We start from the raw sequence: 17,612 nt of genomic DNA, 5'->3' as shown, positions 1-17,612 counted from the left end.
CCAATACAGAACAAAACGTGTTATTAAACAGCAGAGGAATTATTTTTTTTTATGAGTTGCATTATTTTTTCTATTTAGTACTTATCAATAATTCTCGTATATCAATATTTAAAAATTTTGCTATTTCATAAAGGGTTTCAACGCTCGGTTGTACTTCATTTGTACACCAACGCGAAACTGTAGATTCCGTTTTCCCCAAATGGTAGGCAAGATCTTTACCGCTGCTATTTTTTTCAGCAAGAACAGACTTTATTCTATTTAACTTTACTTTCGTCATACCGCTATTTATAGTCTTCTTATACAAATATCGTAAAAATATAAGTATGTGTAAATTGTCTTTTAATGGCAATAAAGTGTATTTTAACATTGATTTATTTGCATAGAAATATAATTTCATATATTTTTAACCTATAAATTTGCTGTTATGAGACAAGAAAAAAATACTGAGATAGAGAAAATACGGCTTATAAAAGTTTACTCCAAGTATGTTTATCGAATCAAGTCATGGCCACCAGTTTTTTTCCCAGAAATCAGACTTTGTGGGAAATGGTTACAGGAATTGGGTTTTAAGCCTGGTCAGACGATTAAAATAATTCATAAAAAAAGTAAAATAACAATTACCATAGAAAAGCAAAGTGAAAACTAGTGAATTTGTTTTATATGAACTGAGGTTCGGATTCTTATTATTCCTGTTTTTTAATGTATAGGTACTAATATATGCTGTTAATTAAGTGAGATTAACGAGTTTTTATAAAAAATTCAATATGTTTGCAGCCAATAATGAAAAATTAACTAACGAATAAAATACTTGCGCTGTGCCATGAAAAGAACCTTACAAATTACATTAAGTTTATTGACTTTTTCATTATTAATCGGATGCGATTTTATTAGCAATACTTTTGAGTTAAAAGACAAATCCAAAGCGTTTTTAGAGGCTCTAGTGAAAGAGGATTATAGTGCATTGACGGAACTGATGGCAATGGATCCAAAAATAGAACAAGAGGCGAAATTGGATACTTTAAAGCACGGTTTATCTCACATAAGCAAGCTTGTAGTAAAGAATTTTGGAAAGGACTTGGAGTACAATTTTGTAGTGGCGGAAAAGAAATTCTCAACTGTCGAAGCTAATAATACGCCACCAAATACCACGGTTGTCACTATGGAATTTCACAACCAAAAAGAATTTGGTGTGATTGAGATTTTGTTTGATGATCTTACTAAGAAAATCACATATTTTACTATTAAGGATGTGAAAGAACCCGTTCCCAATATGCTCTATTATTGGTTGTTTGGATTATTGGCTATTGCTGTACTGATTTTTAATGTATATGTAATTGTAAGAATAAAGCGTAGTGACCTAAAGAAAAAATGGTTAAAATACCTCGCAGTGATTTGTCTAAATGTTCCTTCGATCATTTACTCCGCTGTAGGAGGGCTGTCTTTTAAATTATTTTATTTTCAGTTTTTCTTAGGTATTGGTTTTAATACAGCCGGTTATCTTAATTCTTATTGGGTATTTGGTATTCCCCTTGGTGGATTGTATTGTCTTTGGATGTTGAAACAGAGAAAAGATCAAATCGAACTCGACTTGAAAAGAGCGAGTCTTACCCAAAAATATGCTGTTGAAAATGAGAAAACAACACTATTGAATCAAACTACTGAGGAATAACAAACTGTTCAAAGTTTTTTGCAATAAGAAATGTATAACATGTCATTTTAAAGAACGATAGGTAATATGTGTAAAATAAAAAGATATGAAATCTCAAATCAAATACCTTGAATTAAAGAGCGGATTTAGTAATGATGGACCGGCGTGGATTGGATTAGTTGTTTTCTCAAAGACAGGAAAAACACTTTATTTTGATGGTAAAGCTTTTCAAAGGATAGGATCAGATAGAATGAATGGGAATTTCTATGACATAGAGTCTGGAGATGAATATTGGATTTCCGGGGTTAAAAAAAATCAACAAGACAGGCATAATTTTGGAAAAGGTCTTGTTTATGTTGAAAAGAGAATTTTAGGCGATTATCTACACATTGTAAATCAAAAGGAGTTGGATACGAGGCTTTATGAGCTTGTAGAAGTAAATGTAGAAATTCCTATTTTGAGAGTGAATGAAATAGAAAATCAAAAGGTAGTAACGCGAACGCATATTGATGAAAATAGGCAGAAACTAGCAAGAACGGAATTGAGTCTTGAAGAATTAGACTATTTTATCGAACTTTACAAGGAGGACTCCATCAACGGACGTTATTTAAAAGGACGAAAATGGTCTCGTAATCTAATGAATGAATTAATAGTAGAAAGAGCTAACCGAAAATAATAAGCATAAGATTAAATAAAAAAATTGAAAGAAAAGATTAACCTTATTTTCAAACCCTTCATAATCATTTTAGTGTTATTAACCATTGGTTATACACTTGTGAATTGGTTGTTTTTTATTAAACTCGGACCCTTACCAGTTCGAAGTTCCATCAGCAATGTTATTATACCAATGGGGCTTAGTGGCCTGGCCATTTGGTTTTATTTACGGCCAAGATTAAAGCTGTTGAGTTTTAAAAATAAAGCTTCACATTGGCTTGATTTTTATGCTTTCATAGCATGGGTTAGCATAGTTATACCAGTATCCATTGCACAGCATTTTATTACAACCGCAACAGGAGAATTGACTGAGTTGAATTTTATTGAAGAGATTCCTTCATTACCCCCTACAAAATATTATAGCTTAAAACGATACTATATAGACAAGGAGTCGATGAGTTTTTATACGAGCTTTGGGGTAGGCGGTAGATACAGAGAGAATTTTGGAATGGAAATTCATATGGCGCTACCTATTTTTAAAAATACAAGAGCATCATTTGATCAAGAGCCCTTGGCATGGCTCGGACTTCATTATAGCCAAACCATTAGTAATCGTTTAGACAGGAGTGAAAAGCAATACTTATACCGACAATTTGAAGTAGAGAGTCTAAATGACTTTAAGCATAAAAAAGTTTCGGATTTTTTGTACTTTGAGAGAATCAATCCCGTAGAAAGTAAAGATGGATATGCAGACGCTATTCGGCAAAATCTGCGCTACCAAACCAATGAAATGGTTTTTATTGGGGTCAACGAACCCTTCGAAGCGCGGAATGGACGAAAATGGCATTGGTTTTTCGGTTCGCTATTAATAGGTCCTATGGTTTGGTTAATCATGATACTCATACCAAAAAAGGATAAGCGAGAATTGCTCAGAATAAAGTCGGGTAAATCAAATGAAGCTGCAAAGAAAGCTGTGGAAGAGTTGATTAGTATGATGAAATTAGATTCCGATTTTTTTATTACGCCCATACTAATTTGTCTTAATATAGTTGTCTTCTTGCTTTTTGTGATTAGGGGTTTGGGGTTTATTTCTTTCAAAGGGCAAGATTTGATATTGTGGGGAGCGAATTATGGGCCTCTAACAAAAAATGGCGAAGCATGGCGATTACTCACAAATGTTTTTTTACACGATGGTGTACTCCATCTAGTCAATAATATGAGTGGGCTTCTCATAGTTGGGCTGATTCTAGAACCTGTTTTAGGAAGAAAAAAATACCTGCTAATCTATCTGCTTACTGGTGTATTGGGAAGTTTAACGAGTATGTGGTGGAACGATAATATGATAAGTCTTGGCGCTTCTGGTGCGATATTTGGACTTTATGGAGTGTTTTTTAAGCCTACTTTTACTCAAATTTTTCCCTACTGATATTTCCAAAGTGTTTTTGATTGGTACGCTTCTATTTATTGGATTCAATTTACTTGTCGGTCTATCACCAGGTATAGATAATGCGGTACATATCGGTGGATTATTAAGTGGGTTTATCAGCGGATTATTTTTGTCACTAACATTAACTCGACCTTTAGAAAAAAACAAAAGACAGCGATGAAATGATAAAAAATTACTTAAATCGGGAAAGACGTAATTGTAAAACCAATTATTTTAGTCAAACAGCCTTTGGGAAACTAAAATCGAAGCCTATCTAAAAATCCCCATTTTAATCGTAGTTTTGTCAACGGTATTTTGCCTTTCACATTTAATCTCCCATCATTATGAGTACCTTATTTATCAAAAACATGGTCTGTAATCGTTGTATCCTCGTTGTTCAAAACGAAATGGACAAACTCGGATTGGTTGTAAAAAATATGACTTTGGGTGAAGTGTTGCTGGAAAAGGATTTAACTGCGGAAGAACGCGTTGCGGTGGAAAGCGCTTTGGTACCCTTGGGTTTTGAAGTTATTGACGATAAAAAAAGCCGGATGATTGAGCAGATCAAAAATGTAATAATCGATGTGGTCCATTATCAGGATAATGATGTAAAAACCAACCTTTCCGATATTTTAAGTGAAAAACTCCAACACGACTACAATTACCTTTCCAACCTGTTTTCGGAGGTAGAAGGCGTGACTATTGAAAAGTATTTTATAGCACAAAAGGTCGAGCGTATCAAAGAATTATTGGTTTATGATGAATTGTCTTTAAGTGAAATAGCCCATCGATTAAACTATTCCAGTGTGGCGTATTTGAGCAATCAGTTTAAAAAAGTGACCGGACTAACGCCAAGTCATTTTAAACAAATACGCGACGAAAAGCGCAAACCCCTAGATAAGGTTTAAGTAAATCTTACAAAACCCTCCCATAATAGTATAACAACTCCTACCGCTATAGTCACCAAATTTGTATTGTAAATAAAGCAATAGAATTATGGCGACAACAAACAATAAAGAAATAGTATATATCCCCTTAGAAAACGTCGATAGCGAACACTGCGCTTTAATCGTCGAAAAAGGCTTGGCTCAGGTAAAGGGTGTTGACAGTCCGAAGGTGGAAATCAACAACCGCAGAGCAGCACTTACCGTTGCCAACAACGAAACCATAGCTGCAGCTGTAAAGGCAATCAAAGACTTGGGGTACGGTGTTCCTACGGTTAAAAACACCTTTCCGGTATTGGGTATGACTTGTGCTTCGTGTGCGGGCAGCGCTGAAAGTATCGTCACCTATGAAGCCGGTGTGGTTAATGCCTCCGTAAACTTTGCTACGGGCAATCTAACGGTGGAATACCTTCCAAACATTACCGATGCTTCCAAATTGCAAAAAGCCGTTCAAGCTGTGGGTTACGATCTACTGATTGTGGATGAAAACAAACAGCAGGAATCGTTGGAGGCGATACATGAAGAAAAATTTAGAAAGTTAAAGAGCAAGACCATTTGGGCAGTAATCTTATCCTTACCTGTGGTGGTGATCGGTATGTTTTTTATGGACATGCCGTATGGCAATGAAATCATGTTTTTGTTTTCAACCCCAGTAGTACTGTGGTTGGGTAAAGACTTTTTTATCAATGCGTGGAAACAAACCAAAAACCGCTCGGCAAACATGGATACCTTGGTGGCTTTGAGTACGGGAATCGCTTATTTATTTAGTGTGTTTAATATGTTGTTTGCCGATTTCTGGCACCAACGCGGTTTGCACGCGCATGTTTATTTTGAAGCGGCTGCCGTAATCATTGCATTTATTCTTTTGGGGAAATTGCTCGAAGAAAAAGCCAAGGGAAATACCTCTACGGCCATTAAAAAACTGATGGGATTGCAACCCAAAACCGTAATCGTGATTTTGGCTGACGGAACTGAAAAACAAATGCCGATTGAGGAAGTCAATGCAGGCGATGTCATTTTGGTTAAACCCGGCGAAAAAATTGCGGTAGACGGTATGGTTACTTCAGGCAATTCGTATGTAGATGAAAGTATGTTAAGTGGCGAACCGGTTCCGGTATTAAAAACACCAGGCGAAAAGGTATTCGCAGGTACGATTAATCAAAAGGGAAGTTTTCAATTTGAGGCGGTTAAAGTGGGTAAGGAAACCATGTTGGCGCAGATTATCAAAATGGTACAAGATGCCCAAGGTAGTAAGGCACCAGTACAAAAGCTTGTAGATAAAATCGCTGGCATCTTCGTTCCCGTAGTTATTGGTATAGCGATTTTAACCTTTATCATTTGGTTGATTTTCGGAGGCGAAAACGCGGTAGTACAAGGATTATTAGCGGCTGTAACCGTATTGGTTATCGCTTGTCCATGTGCGTTGGGATTGGCTACGCCAACCGCCATTATGGTGGGTGTAGGTAAAGGAGCTGAAAACGGAATCTTGATTAAAGACGCTGAGAGTTTGGAATTGGCCAAAAAAGTAACGGCTATCATATTGGATAAGACTGGAACCATCACCGAAGGAAGACCTCAGGTTACGGGAGTAAAATGGTTAAGCGATAACGATATGCGTAAAGACGTTTTATTGAGTATTGAAAAACAATCCGAACATCCGTTGGCAGAAGCAGTAGTAAAACATCTAGATGGTGTTGCTGGTACGGAATTAACGCAATTTGATAGTATTACGGGTAAAGGAGCCAAGGCAGATTACCAAAGCGTTACCTATTTTGTAGGAAATAAAAAGTTATTGGCAGAAAACAACATCAGCATAGATGCTTCGTTGCAAACACAAGCCGATGATTGGGGAACCCAATCCAAAACCGTAATCTGGTTTTCAAACAGTCAGCAGGCTTTGGCGGTAATCGCTATTTCGGATCAAATCAAATCCACCTCGGTTGAAGCGATAAAAGAAATGCAGGAGATGGGCATTGACTTGTATATGCTTACCGGAGATAATGAAGCTACGGCTAAAGCCATAGCAGAACAAACGGGTATACTGCATTACAAAGCAGAGGTGATGCCACAGCATAAAGCTGATTTTGTAAAAGAACTGCAAAAACAAGGTAAAGTAGTGGCGATGGTAGGTGATGGTATTAACGACAGTACTGCATTGGCCACTGCCGATGTCAGTATTGCGATGGGTAAAGGAAGTGATATTGCGATGGATGTGGCCAAAATGACGATTATTTCGTCGGATTTAACCAAAATTCCACAAGCGATCCGCTTATCCAAACAAACGGTAGCGACGATTAAACAAAACCTGTTTTGGGCGTTTATATACAACCTGATTGGTATTCCATTAGCGGCGGGGATCCTGTATCCAATCAACGGCTTTTTACTTGACCCGATGATAGCTGGAGCTGCTATGGCTTTGAGTAGTGTCAGTGTGGTGAGTAACAGTTTGCGTTTAAAATGGAAAAAGTAAGGATTATGAAACGTAAATCTTACAAATCAAACCCAAAATTACATAAGATATAGCGTAGCATATTGTCGCAACTTTGTAGAGTAGAAAAACAATAAAAATTTAAGAAAAATGGAAAATAAAAAATTTCAATTCAAGACCAATATCAATTGCAGCAGCTGTGTATCTAAAGTCACTCCTTTTTTAAATGAGGCAGCAGGCGAAAACCAATGGGAAGTAGATACTACAAACAGATTTAAGGTGTTAACGGTAGCTTCAGAAGGAATTACGGAAAAACAGATTGTGGACTCGGTTGAAAAAGCCGGTTTTAAAATTGAAGCCGTAAGCGAATAAAAAGCAGCTGATATCGCTTGAAAATACGGTGATATCAGCTACCTTTAAATAAAGAAATTACAAGGCTTTATTTTCTTAAAAAATAAAATGATTACTATGAAAAATATAAAAAATACTTTGTTGGGGTTAACTGTTGCAGTAACCACCTTAACGGCTTGTAACAAGGCGGCAAACAAAGACAACAACGCTGAAATGAACACAGAACAGCACGCCAATCCCGATCAAATATATGCTTGTCCGATGCATCCAGAAGTAACCGGAGCTAAAGGCGACAAATGCAGTAAATGCGGTATGGAATTACAGGCTGTAAACAAGGAAGCTGCTGCTGAGATAGCGGTAAAGATTTCAACCACGCCAGCAGTTATCGAAGCGGGAAAAAGCACTAACCTTACTATTGCAGTAACGGATGGGCTAAAGCCGATTTCGTTAGAGGAGGCCCACGAAATGAAAATGCATTTGTTGTTGGTTAGTGAAGATTTGAGTTGGTTTAATCATATTCATCCCCAAGAGCAAAAAGATGGAACGTATACGGTATCAGAAACTTTTCCAAGTGGCGGAAACTATTTGTTGTTTACAGATTATAAACCGGTAGGATTAGCCGGAGCGGTTGATATGCAAAAGGTAGAAGTAAAAGGGACTACTGTGACTTCAAAAATGGATTACAAACCCAAGTTGGTGGCAGAGGTTGACGGTTATAAAATGACTTTGCTCAATGGAGCAGATTTTAAAACTAACAGCAGTCAAGATTTACAGTTTTCGGTAGAAAAGAACGGTAAAAAATTACAGGAATCCGATTTTGAAAACTATTTAGGAGCTAAGGCTCATATTGTAATGATCGGTAAGGAAGATAAAGATTTCCTTCACATACATCCAATATCCGACAAGCGTTTCCCAATCTATGCACAGACCCATATCAAAAAAGCGGGTGTTTACAGAATGTGGGCACAGTTTCAAGTAGGCGGCAAACTGCATACAGCAGACTTTACCGTAAATGTGGAAGAAGGAGCAAAAGGGACAGAAGAAAACCACAGCGGTCATCAACATTAAGCAACTGCAGTAAATTTATAAAGTTAATTGTCTAAAAAAACGATCAGCAGCCCGTCTGCTGGTCGTTAAATAATTTGTTTTGGTAGGATATTTTACAGGCTTTTGTCTGTTGATCAATACCGTCGTTTATCTCGCACCAGCACCTTTACAACAGTTGGCGTTTAATCAGCCTAATATGGTTATTCTCTATTTTCCTTTTAATGGGTTGCCAACGTATATTATATCTATAGTATAACTGGTGTATTTAACTTCCATTCGGAGATGATTAAAATACGGATTTATGAATACTTAAAACTCAGTTGCGGTTTTACAAGTTTCGTAATAAGGTCGCATCAATGGCTTTGGCAAGTTTTTCATCTACCTGATACAGTTTGGCATAATTCGGCCATTGCTGTACTATTTCCAAGACTTCTTCTATGATAATTTGTGGTTGGCGGATCGAGTTTTGCTGCGCAATGGTGAGCAGGTCGGAGCGTAAAAAATCTTTTCTTTTACCGTTGATGCTGAGGTTGTGTTGGCTAACCCATTCGCTATCTGGGCGGTAGGCATGGCAAATATCATAGGCGGGAGCTAAGTGCCATTTGCCGTTCGGTAGCATTAAAAAAGCGAAATTTTTGGTGTGATCATCGCAGTTTCTTGCTACTACATTAAACACCAGTCGGCGAAACATTTGTTCGGCTTCGGCATAGGAAAGTTTTAATAACCGCATGCTTTGAAATAATTGTTCGTAACTATAACTTGCAACTTGATTAAAATCGTAGTGTTGTAAGGCACAAAAAGTCTGTACGTGCAGTTTTTGGTTGCCTTTTAAACGATCAAAGCGTTTGGTCATAAAATGTGCCCGTCCTTTCTCTTCAATCAAGCGGCATTCCGTCATATCAATACCAGCATCGGTAGCCATTTTGTAATAGGCCATTTCTACACGACCGTATCCATAGGTTGTGCCGAATTGTGTGTCATTGACCCCATCGAATTTTATCAGCCAATGTTCAAAATCATCATCTTGAAGGGTTTGACCCGATTTGATTATTCCCTTGGTTTCATTGTAAGCAATGATAGCTTTCGGGCGTGCTCCACCCGCTGAGGTCCCCATTTTTAGTACGTCTAACAAAACGTCTTGCATTTCGTGATCGGTGTGGGCTTCAAAGCGTTCTTTACTGTCGAGTAGGTGCATCGTGGTTTCTATAAGACTAGAAAGTTCTATGGCTTTTGATGCAGCGTTGGTGGATAGGGTGGTGGGCTCAAATTCCAAAGCTCCCATTCCTCTATTACCAATAAAACACAGTAATTCAACGGGGTTTAAGGAGTTTTCGGGACGCCCATTTCGGGCCAACCAACTGTTGATTAATTCATTCCCATATCGGTCTGGCAAAGAATCGGCCAATAAACCAGCTAAGCCTTTAAAGGTGGCGGTATGTCGGAGCTCTGGAAAGGCGTATACCTCGGATGATAAGGGCATCTTTATCGGTGCAAGCTGTAAACCAGCTGAAATGAATTTTTTGTCGTATTCAAAAAAACCGAGATCTTGTTGTGAATCCCAGGCTACAGCACCAATTCTTTTTCCCCATAGTTTTACAAATGCAGTGGTTACCATAGTACGGTGTCGTTATCGCTTTGATTCTTTTTTTTAGATGCTCTCAGGCGTTCTCTTTCTGCTTCTTGTGCCAGCATGATGGGACTGATTTTTGGAACTGCCGTGAAGTGTTCCAGTACATAGAGCGCGTCGAGTACTCGTAGTATTTTTATGAGATTGAATACGGTGATGTTCTCTCCGCGTTCTGCTAGGCTTAACGTGGAACGACTCATAGCGGCTTGTTCGGCAAGCTGGTCTTGAGTGAGATTTTGACTGATTCGTCTCGATTTAATAAAAGTACCGATCTTTCTTAAAAGTGCTGCATCGCTATAATTCACTTGGTATGATAAGTCATTCATTACTCGTTATTTTATAGTTAATGATTCTTTTGTCATTCAAATTTATATATTTTTACTGGATTTAAAAAATTTTTAACACGTATGATATATCATTCATTAAGTCTAATTTTTATTACTAATGAATTGTTTTTCATTCGTATTTTAATTATTCTTAAGACTGTGGTAAAAATAGGTTTTAGCAAAATACAAAGCCAATTCTAATTCTAATTCTTTATTGCTTACATGCTCTAGTAATCACGACTGTGATTTAGCTTCTTTTAAATGAGAAGTGTGGTGTTATTTTGCAATAAATAAAAGCTATTTTTTATTCCAAAATTGCATATTGGGAAAGTTGTATTTACTGTTGTCAAATACCGGATCTTTGCCTGCTTTGAGTTGTTCGTTATAATCTTTAAAGAGCACCACCACTTTTTTGTGCAATAGCAAAATAGCGATGAGGTTGAGCCAAGCCATTAAACCTACACCGATATCACCTAATACCCAGGCGGTTTTTGCCGTGGTCATACAACCGATAAAGGTGGAGAACAATATGATGATGCGCAAGCTCCAGATCAATAGTTTGCTTTTGTTGTTGCGCATGACAAAGCTGATGTTGCTTTCGGCTATATAGTAATACGCCATAATGGTTGTAAAGGCGAAGAAAGTTAGGGCAATAGCAACAAATCCGCTACCGAGTAGGGGAAAGTGCTGTGAAACGGCAAATTGTGTGAATTCGGGCCCCATTTCTACCTGAGGTAGATTTTCAACAAGAAAACCTCCTTTGGGATTCACCACGTTATATTGACCGGTGAATAAAATCATTAAGGCAGTAGCGGTACAGACGAATAGGGTGTCTACATAAACGGAAAATCCTTGAACGAGTCCTTGTTTTACGGGATGAGAGACTTCTGCTGCAGCTGCGGCATGTGGAGCGGTTCCCTGCCCGGCTTCGTTGCTGTAGATACCGCGTTTTACTCCCCATGAAATGGCCAAACCTACGATACCGCCAAAAGTGGCATCGAGGCTAAAAGCGGAACTAAAGATCAGTGAAAAAACCGCGGGAACTTGATGGATATTGATGGCTATAATAATCAGCGACATCAATATATAAGATCCAGCCATAAAGGGTACCACGTATTCTGCTACGCGACTGATTCTCTTTACACCTCCTATGATGATGATTCCCAAAAGTACAGCCAATCCGATGCCGGTGTAATATAAGGGAATATCAAAGGCGGATTTTACCGCAACCGAGATGCTGTTGCTCTGTACACTTGGCAGTAAAAAACCGGTACTGATAATGGTTACTATGGCAAAAGCCCAAGCAAAAGCTTTGTTGTTGAGTCCCCGCAAAATATAAAAGGCAGGACCTCCTCGATACTGCCCGTCTTTTTCCACTTTATACATTTGTCCTAAAGTAGCTTCAACAATGGCCGAGGCACTGCCTAAAAAAGCAATCGCCCACATCCAAAACACAGCTCCCGGTCCACCCATAGCTATTGCGGTTGCTACTCCTGCTATATTTCCTGTGCCGACTCTGCCCGAAATGGCCAGTGAAAAGGCTTGAAAAGACGTAATTCCCTTGTCGGAAGCATTATTTTTAAAAAGCAATAAGACCATTTGCCTGAGGTAAGTGATCTGGGGCATTTTAAAGCGAATACTGAAGTAAACACCCGTTAATAAACATAGAAACACCAAAACATCACTCCAAACAACATTGTAAATCTTTTCTATTAGCAGTTCCATTTCTATGAGTTTAAATGTTAATGAATTGCTAAAGTATAGAAAACAAATGGAAAACGTAGCGTAGGTGCGTGTTTATTTTATCAAGTAATTAGGGTGAAATATGAGAAAATGTATAACAAACAACAAAAGAAAAACCATATTTAATTTTGTTTGCTGTATCTAAAATGCCAGATTTAGTAAAGAATATAACCACCTGCTAATCAAAAAATCTTGACACAGGCGGTTTTTTGATAAACGTATGAATTTGTAATAGGGATTAGCTAAGTATAGATTTAGCTATTTTTAGGTATGAGACAGCAAGGGAATCATCAGCTGTTGTTGTTTAAATACTGCTGCGAGATTTTCGGATACAAACAAAGTGAGGTCTTCATCTTTATAGCGCTCAAAAGGGGTGTTTAATCCCAGGGGGGTAAAGCCAAAACGTACGTTTGTTACAGGAGTGTGAGCCAAAGCACTGATCACGTTTTCGATAGGGCAACTTTCCAACTGATAGAGCTGTACTATATTTAAAGTGTTTTCTTCCATCTCTGCCACGGCTATGGTTTTTAATTGTTCCAAAAAGTATATAGCTTGTTTATAGCCAAATTCTGGATAGGCATAGGTATAGAAGAAAGCCAAACCTTTATTATTGGTATTTAGCGCAGCAGTAGGGATGGATTGCTCGACGTAGTTTTCAAAGAGTTCCAAGTCTGAAGAACGATCCAGATTTAGCTGTTGTATGATTTGCCCCGTATTAGCAAAAACACCGTTAAGGCTTGCTTGAAACTCTTCTACTGGAACAAATCCAAATTTTGGATAAAATTCCGTTACCGTATCGTTGGCAAATAAAAACATTCCGTCTACTTTATCGGCCCATTCCCCTTGAATGTATTCCATTAAAAAACGCGCCAATCCCTTTCTTTGATGTTTTTCAGCGGTCATTACTGTACCCAGCTGTGCCAACAGCATTTCTTTGGAATGTAATTGGGTTTTAAACAATGTAAGGGTAGTGTGTGCTACGATTTCTCCATCTGAAAAAAGGGTATATATACAGCAGGTATCATCCCAAAAAGTAGATTGATAATAATTTTCAAAATCAAATCCCCAAAAATTTCTTGTCATTGTATTAAACTTCAAGCGCAATTTTTCGTGATCTTGGTAATTTTTGTATAAGGAATATTCCGTTCCGTTTACTATTACTATATGAGTTTCCATAGTTCTTGTTTTTACTGCTGCAAAATTGCGAAGGCTTTCTCGATTTGCGATAGATTATAATTTGATAAAAATGTGCAAAAGGTCGTTTATGTGTATCTTTATATCGGAATCAACTAAAAGTTATCACAGTCACTATAAAAAAATGCAGTAATGAAAACGATAGGAGATCGTATATTGGTTATGTATACAGCTGATATATTGCCAGATGTATTTTATGAGGCAAATTACAATAGCAAGGGAATCTTGATTTCATTATGTGTTAAAGGTTCGGTACAGCTTCAGGTAAATTTACAGAAAACCACGCTAAAGGCAGGTGATTTGCTAACGGTTTTACCTCAAAGTATCGTAGAGGTAAAGAATTTGGAAAGCGACAGTTCCTTTTGTTGTTTGTTGTTCGATTTTAATGATATCTCGGAATTGGTGTTGCCGTCGGATTACAATTTTTTAAAAACCCTGTTTTCCCAACCGATAATTTCGTTGAGTGATGATAATCGGCTCAGTTACCAAACGTATTTTGACTTGTTAAAAAGCAATTTTGATAATTCTTATTCCAAATTTCACCCTCAAATCATCAAGTATTTGTTGTTTTCGCTAATTGGACAAATCAATGTCTTTTACCAACAGCAAGAAGCGTTGTTAGAGCCTTCCTCGCGAAAAGATATCGCTGTGTTTCAGTTTTACAATTCGGTGCATCAATATTATATGACAGAGCGATCGGTACAGTTTTATGCCGATTTACTAAAACTTACTCCTAAATATCTTACTACTTTGATTCGCCTACGAACAGGGATTTCTGCTTCCAAAGTCATTTCGGAAATGGTTATTATCAAGGCCAAGTCGTTTTTGCAGGGTACCGATTTACCGGTGTATGAGATTGCCCATCAGTTGCATTTTGCTGATGCCACCACTTTTTGCAGGTACTTTCGAAAACATACCGCCTTGAGCCCTCGTACTTATAGAGAACAAAAAAGTTAGTTTAAATAGGAAAGTTTCCTTGTCTTGTTGTGCTATCTAAATACTCCTAATATATTACCAGGGATTTGTAGCCCAAACAGCAGCATCGGGAATAAAACCGACATCGTCCATACTGAGCATGGCCTGTATTACATGTGCAATTTGTTCTGGTTTTAGTTTGCCTTCCTCCTTTTGTTGAGGTAGGCCGAGTTTGGTACCGAAATCGGTTAGCACTTCGCTGGGATTTACCTGCATCACGCGAACGTTATGTGGGCGTAATTCCGCACGCCAGCATTCTGTAAGCCCTGAAACGGCAAATTTACTAGCTACATAGGCCGATCCGTTGGCAAACCCACGTTGAGAAGCGGTTGATCCGATGTTGATGATATTGCCGTGATCTTGTGTCATAAAATGTTGTGCTGCTGCACGCCCAGCCATAAATAAACCTTTGACATTGATTTCCCAGATTTTTTGGAAATCGGCTGTAGTCGCATCGATCAGTTTAGCAAATCCGCCAATACCCGCATTATTGATCAATACATTGAGTCCGTCCATCTCGGATATAGCATATTCAAACAAGGCCAATACATCGGCTTCTGTACTGACATCTGCTGTAAATCCCCTTACGTCAAGTGCCGTTGCTGCTTGCTGCACGCTAGCCTCTTTTCTGCCACAAATGACTACCTGAGCACCGTGACTTCTTAGCATTTTAGCCGTTTCATAACCGATACCACTAGTTCCACCAGTGATGATTGCTTTGATGTTTTTTAGTTCCATTGGAGTAGTTTTTTAACTGTAATTATAAATAATTTATTAGAAATTGGAATTAGAAAGGTACGAAAATACGGAGTATCACAACTGCCGATCCTATAAAAAATTAAAGTCGGTGGATCGATAAAAAACACTATTTGTTTCGTTGTTGATGAAATACCCTCCTTAAGAGTAACTTTCTTTCATGTTTGGACAAAATGCTGCTGTAGCCTGTTGTTGAATATGCAATGAGTTTCTTACTACTGCTTTATATGGCGGCAGTTTCTACCATAAAAAGCCAAAAAGACTAGTGTACTGGTGTGATATTTTCTTTTTTAAAAAAACCATTAAAATAATTGCGTAGTAGAATAAAAGGGAATACCTTTGCACCGTTGAAATTTCGAACTTTTTGGTCGATTTCCCTTGTGAAAATAGCTTTAAAATAAGAATTCAGATTGTATTAAAAGGCAATAACAACATATCCTAAGTGAGGTCCAATAGCTCAGCTGGATAGAGCAACTGCCTTCTAAGCAGTAGGTCCCAGGTTCGAATCCTGGTTGGATCACTTAAGAAAAAGCCACTCATTGAGTGGCTTTTTTGTTTGTTAGAATTCTAGTACAAACTCTTCTTTCGGAGTTCTAACTTTTTTCATATGCTTGATCCAGTCATTCTCAAAGTCGGCATATCCGATATACATCAGAGAAACACTTTTTAATCCATGTTTTTTAAGATCGAGTATCTCGTCTACCAGCTCGTTGTTAAAACCTTCTACCGGTGTAGTGTCAATTTTTAATTCAGCCGCCTGAGCTAAGGCTAGTCCCAAGGCTATATAGGTTTGTCTGGCTGTATGAGCAAAATTGAGCTCAGCCGGTTGTTCCAGATAGATGCTTTTTAACTTGTCGGTATAACTGCCAAAACGACCTCGTGGCAAGCCGCGCTCATCGGTGGTAAAGTCATAGACCTTATCGATTCTTTCTGCGGTATATCTGTCCCAAGCAGCGAAAATGATTACATGAGAAGCATCTCTCATACACTCTGGGTTTAAAGCTCCTTCAGCGAGTTTCTCTTTGATAGCTTGATCTTTGACTACTATAACCTTGAAGGGCTGTAGTCCTGAAGAAGTAGGTGCTAAACGAGCTGCTTCGACTATTTTATCAATGTTTTCTTGACTTACTTTTTTTGTTGGATCGTACGCTTTCACCGCATGTCTCCAGTTTAAATTTTCTATTAACGACATTTTGTTTTATTTTGAAATTAGTATAAGTAACAGGGATAGCAATACAAGAAGTCCCTATGAACGAATGTTTTTCTAGCAGCAGTTTCCCATGCAAACACTTCCATTTAAAGGATACAAAACGGTGCCCGAGAAACTATAATGTTTACTACTAGTATATATCATCTATTTATTGATTTGAAACGCTGAGTTTAACTTCCATGTTTCCACGCGTGGCATTGGAATAAGGACATACTTTATGTGCTTGTTCTATCAATGATTGCGCTTCCTCCAGTGTTACTTCTGGGATATTTGCATGTAATTCCGCAGCAAGACCGAATCCACCGTCTCCTAATTGACCGATGCTTACCGTGGCTTTTACGCTGGTTTCTCCTGTTTTTATCTTGGTTTGTTTAATTACCAAGTTTAATGCACTGTCAAAACAGGCAGCATAGCCTGCGGCAAATAACATCTCAGGATTGGTGAAATCATCGTTTGCTCCTCCTAATGCTTTTGGCATACGTACATCAAGTGCTAAAATTCCATTTTCACTTTTTACTTGACCATTTCTACCTCCAGTAGCAGTGGCTCCAATTGTATACAATGTTTTCATAGTTGTTTATTTAAAATTCTAGTGATTATATCTTTTAATTCTACAAGTTCATTTTCTGTTATTTTCATCGAATCCATCAAACGATGCGGTATCTCTTTAGCCCGATCGTTTAGTTGTTTCCCCTTTTCTGTTAAAGATAGTTTGACGACGCGTTCGTCTTGGTCACTGCGTTTACGCACAACCATAGCTTTTTGTTCCATCCGTTTTAATAGTGGGGTCAAGGTTCCACTATCGAGAACTAGTTTTTCTCCGAGCTGACCTACCGTTTGCTCTTCGTTTTCCCAAAGTACCATCAAGACCAAATATTGCGAATAGGTGAGATCAAGCTCATCTAATAAAGGCCGATAATGATTGATGATCTCTTTCGCCAAGGTGTAGACCGGAAAACACACCTGATTTTTGAGATTTAGTTGATCTACCATCTTGTTTTATATAATTATACAACAAAGGTATATAAATTAGATTGCGCACAATATAGTTTTGCAAAACATTAATATTATTTTAGCTAATTTTTACAGTTAAGAGGAAATAGTTGTGGAGTCAGTGATTGCTTTTACTGATTTTCTTTTTGAAGAGGAAATAGTGACCAAAAACTATTTTTATGAAAAGAAACCAAATTACGTCTGTAAAATCTTTGTGGAAAACGTTTTTTTTTAAGGAAGGGGGGGATTAATAAATACGAGGTAGGTTTAGCACTTTTACGAGAATACGA

Annotated in this window: 18 protein-coding genes and 1 tRNA gene; 10 read left to right on the top strand and 9 right to left on the bottom strand. The window is 37.8% G+C overall.

The features are described from left to right. Positions 1-70: 70 nt before the first annotated feature. Positions 71-397: a helix-turn-helix transcriptional regulator gene (locus tag L1275_RS16575; RefSeq protein ID WP_371923458.1), complete on the bottom strand. Its 327-nt coding sequence runs from the start codon at positions 395-397 to the stop codon at positions 71-73. A 27-nt stretch (positions 398-424) separates the two neighbouring features. On the opposite strand from L1275_RS16575, the gene L1275_RS09070 reads away from it, so the two are divergent. From L1275_RS09070 to L1275_RS09035, 8 genes are all read left to right on the top strand, one after another. Continuing rightward, positions 425-646 carry a SymE family type I addiction module toxin gene (locus L1275_RS09070; RefSeq protein WP_253472011.1) on the top strand — a complete coding sequence of 74 codons (222 nt, stop codon included), beginning with the start codon at positions 425-427 and terminating at the stop codon, positions 644-646. Between the two features lie 174 nt (positions 647-820). After that, a complete protein-coding gene (locus L1275_RS09065; RefSeq protein WP_253472009.1) occupies positions 821-1,669 on the top strand; it encodes a hypothetical protein in 849 nt (282 codons plus the stop codon). An 85-nt stretch (positions 1,670-1,754) separates the two neighbouring features. Next, positions 1,755-2,324, top strand: coding sequence for a hypothetical protein (locus L1275_RS09060; protein WP_253472007.1), 570 nt, complete (start codon positions 1,755-1,757; stop codon positions 2,322-2,324). Positions 2,325-2,549: 225 nt separating this feature from the next. Continuing rightward, positions 2,550-3,728, top strand: a complete 1,179-nt coding sequence (locus tag L1275_RS09055) for a rhomboid family intramembrane serine protease (RefSeq protein WP_253472005.1) — start codon at positions 2,550-2,552, stop codon at positions 3,726-3,728. 344 nt (positions 3,729-4,072) lie between these two features. After that, complete coding sequence (locus L1275_RS09050) at positions 4,073-4,636, top strand: AraC family transcriptional regulator (RefSeq protein WP_253472003.1); 564 nt, start codon at positions 4,073-4,075, stop codon at positions 4,634-4,636. Between the two features lie 88 nt (positions 4,637-4,724). Next, complete coding sequence (locus L1275_RS09045; protein WP_253472001.1) at positions 4,725-7,142, top strand: heavy metal translocating P-type ATPase; 2,418 nt, start codon at positions 4,725-4,727, stop codon at positions 7,140-7,142. A gap of 108 nt (positions 7,143-7,250) precedes the next feature. Further along, the gene (locus L1275_RS09040) at positions 7,251-7,472 is read left to right on the top strand and encodes a heavy-metal-associated domain-containing protein (protein ID WP_253471999.1); all 222 of its coding nucleotides are present in this window, start codon (positions 7,251-7,253) and stop codon (positions 7,470-7,472) included. Positions 7,473-7,568: 96 nt separating this feature from the next. Beyond that, positions 7,569-8,519: a heavy metal-binding domain-containing protein gene (locus L1275_RS09035; protein WP_253471997.1), complete on the top strand. Its 951-nt coding sequence runs from the start codon at positions 7,569-7,571 to the stop codon at positions 8,517-8,519. A 307-nt stretch (positions 8,520-8,826) separates the two neighbouring features. Here L1275_RS09035 and L1275_RS09030 read toward each other — a convergent pair whose 3' ends face one another. The 4 genes from L1275_RS09030 to L1275_RS09015 form a co-directional block, all read right to left on the bottom strand. Continuing rightward, on the bottom strand, positions 8,827-10,113 hold the full coding sequence (locus L1275_RS09030; protein WP_253471995.1) for a type II toxin-antitoxin system HipA family toxin: 1,287 nt from the start codon (positions 10,111-10,113) through the stop codon (positions 8,827-8,829). After that, positions 10,107-10,451 (bottom strand): helix-turn-helix domain-containing protein, encoded by a 345-nt coding sequence (locus L1275_RS09025; RefSeq protein WP_253471993.1) that lies wholly within the window; start codon positions 10,449-10,451, stop codon positions 10,107-10,109. Before L1275_RS09025 ends, L1275_RS09030 begins: the two co-directional genes overlap by 7 nt. A 297-nt stretch (positions 10,452-10,748) precedes the next feature. Continuing rightward, positions 10,749-12,176: a sodium:alanine symporter family protein gene (locus tag L1275_RS09020; protein ID WP_253471991.1), complete on the bottom strand. Its 1,428-nt coding sequence runs from the start codon at positions 12,174-12,176 to the stop codon at positions 10,749-10,751. A 282-nt stretch (positions 12,177-12,458) separates the two neighbouring features. Beyond that, positions 12,459-13,370: a GNAT family N-acetyltransferase gene (locus L1275_RS09015; protein ID WP_253471989.1), complete on the bottom strand. Its 912-nt coding sequence runs from the start codon at positions 13,368-13,370 to the stop codon at positions 12,459-12,461. A 150-nt stretch (positions 13,371-13,520) separates the two neighbouring features. Here L1275_RS09015 and L1275_RS09010 point away from each other — a divergent pair, with 150 nt between their 5' ends. Continuing rightward, positions 13,521-14,345 carry a helix-turn-helix domain-containing protein gene (locus L1275_RS09010; RefSeq protein WP_253471987.1) on the top strand — a complete coding sequence of 275 codons (825 nt, stop codon included), beginning with the start codon at positions 13,521-13,523 and terminating at the stop codon, positions 14,343-14,345. A gap of 54 nt (positions 14,346-14,399) precedes the next feature. On the opposite strand, the gene L1275_RS09005 is transcribed toward L1275_RS09010, so the two are convergent. Beyond that, positions 14,400-15,101, bottom strand: coding sequence for an SDR family oxidoreductase (locus L1275_RS09005; RefSeq protein WP_253471985.1), 702 nt, complete (start codon positions 15,099-15,101; stop codon positions 14,400-14,402). A 464-nt stretch (positions 15,102-15,565) separates the two neighbouring features. On the opposite strand from L1275_RS09005, the gene L1275_RS09000 reads away from it, so the two are divergent. Continuing rightward, positions 15,566-15,639 (top strand) — tRNA-Arg (locus L1275_RS09000). 39 nt (positions 15,640-15,678) lie between these two features. Here the strand turns inward: L1275_RS09000 and L1275_RS08995 are convergent. The 3 genes from L1275_RS08995 to L1275_RS08985 all read right to left on the bottom strand — a co-directional run bounded on the left by L1275_RS08995 (position 15,679) and on the right by L1275_RS08985 (position 17,322). Next, positions 15,679-16,311 carry a nitroreductase family protein gene (locus L1275_RS08995; RefSeq protein WP_253471980.1) on the bottom strand — a complete coding sequence of 211 codons (633 nt, stop codon included), beginning with the start codon at positions 16,309-16,311 and terminating at the stop codon, positions 15,679-15,681. Positions 16,312-16,477: 166 nt separating this feature from the next. Beyond that, the gene (locus L1275_RS08990) at positions 16,478-16,900 is read right to left on the bottom strand and encodes an organic hydroperoxide resistance protein (RefSeq protein ID WP_253471979.1); all 423 of its coding nucleotides are present in this window, start codon (positions 16,898-16,900) and stop codon (positions 16,478-16,480) included. Beyond that, positions 16,897-17,322, bottom strand: a complete 426-nt coding sequence (locus tag L1275_RS08985) for a MarR family winged helix-turn-helix transcriptional regulator (protein ID WP_253471978.1) — start codon at positions 17,320-17,322, stop codon at positions 16,897-16,899. The genes L1275_RS08990 and L1275_RS08985 overlap by 4 nt, the downstream gene beginning before the upstream one ends. Positions 17,323-17,612: the final 290 nt, after the last annotated feature.

Source organism: Flavobacterium sp. HSC-61S13, from assembly GCF_024171535.1.
In the GTDB taxonomy this organism is placed as follows: Bacteria; Bacteroidota; Bacteroidia; order Flavobacteriales; family Flavobacteriaceae; genus Flavobacterium.
This window is presented reverse-complemented; position numbering and strand designations above follow the sequence as displayed.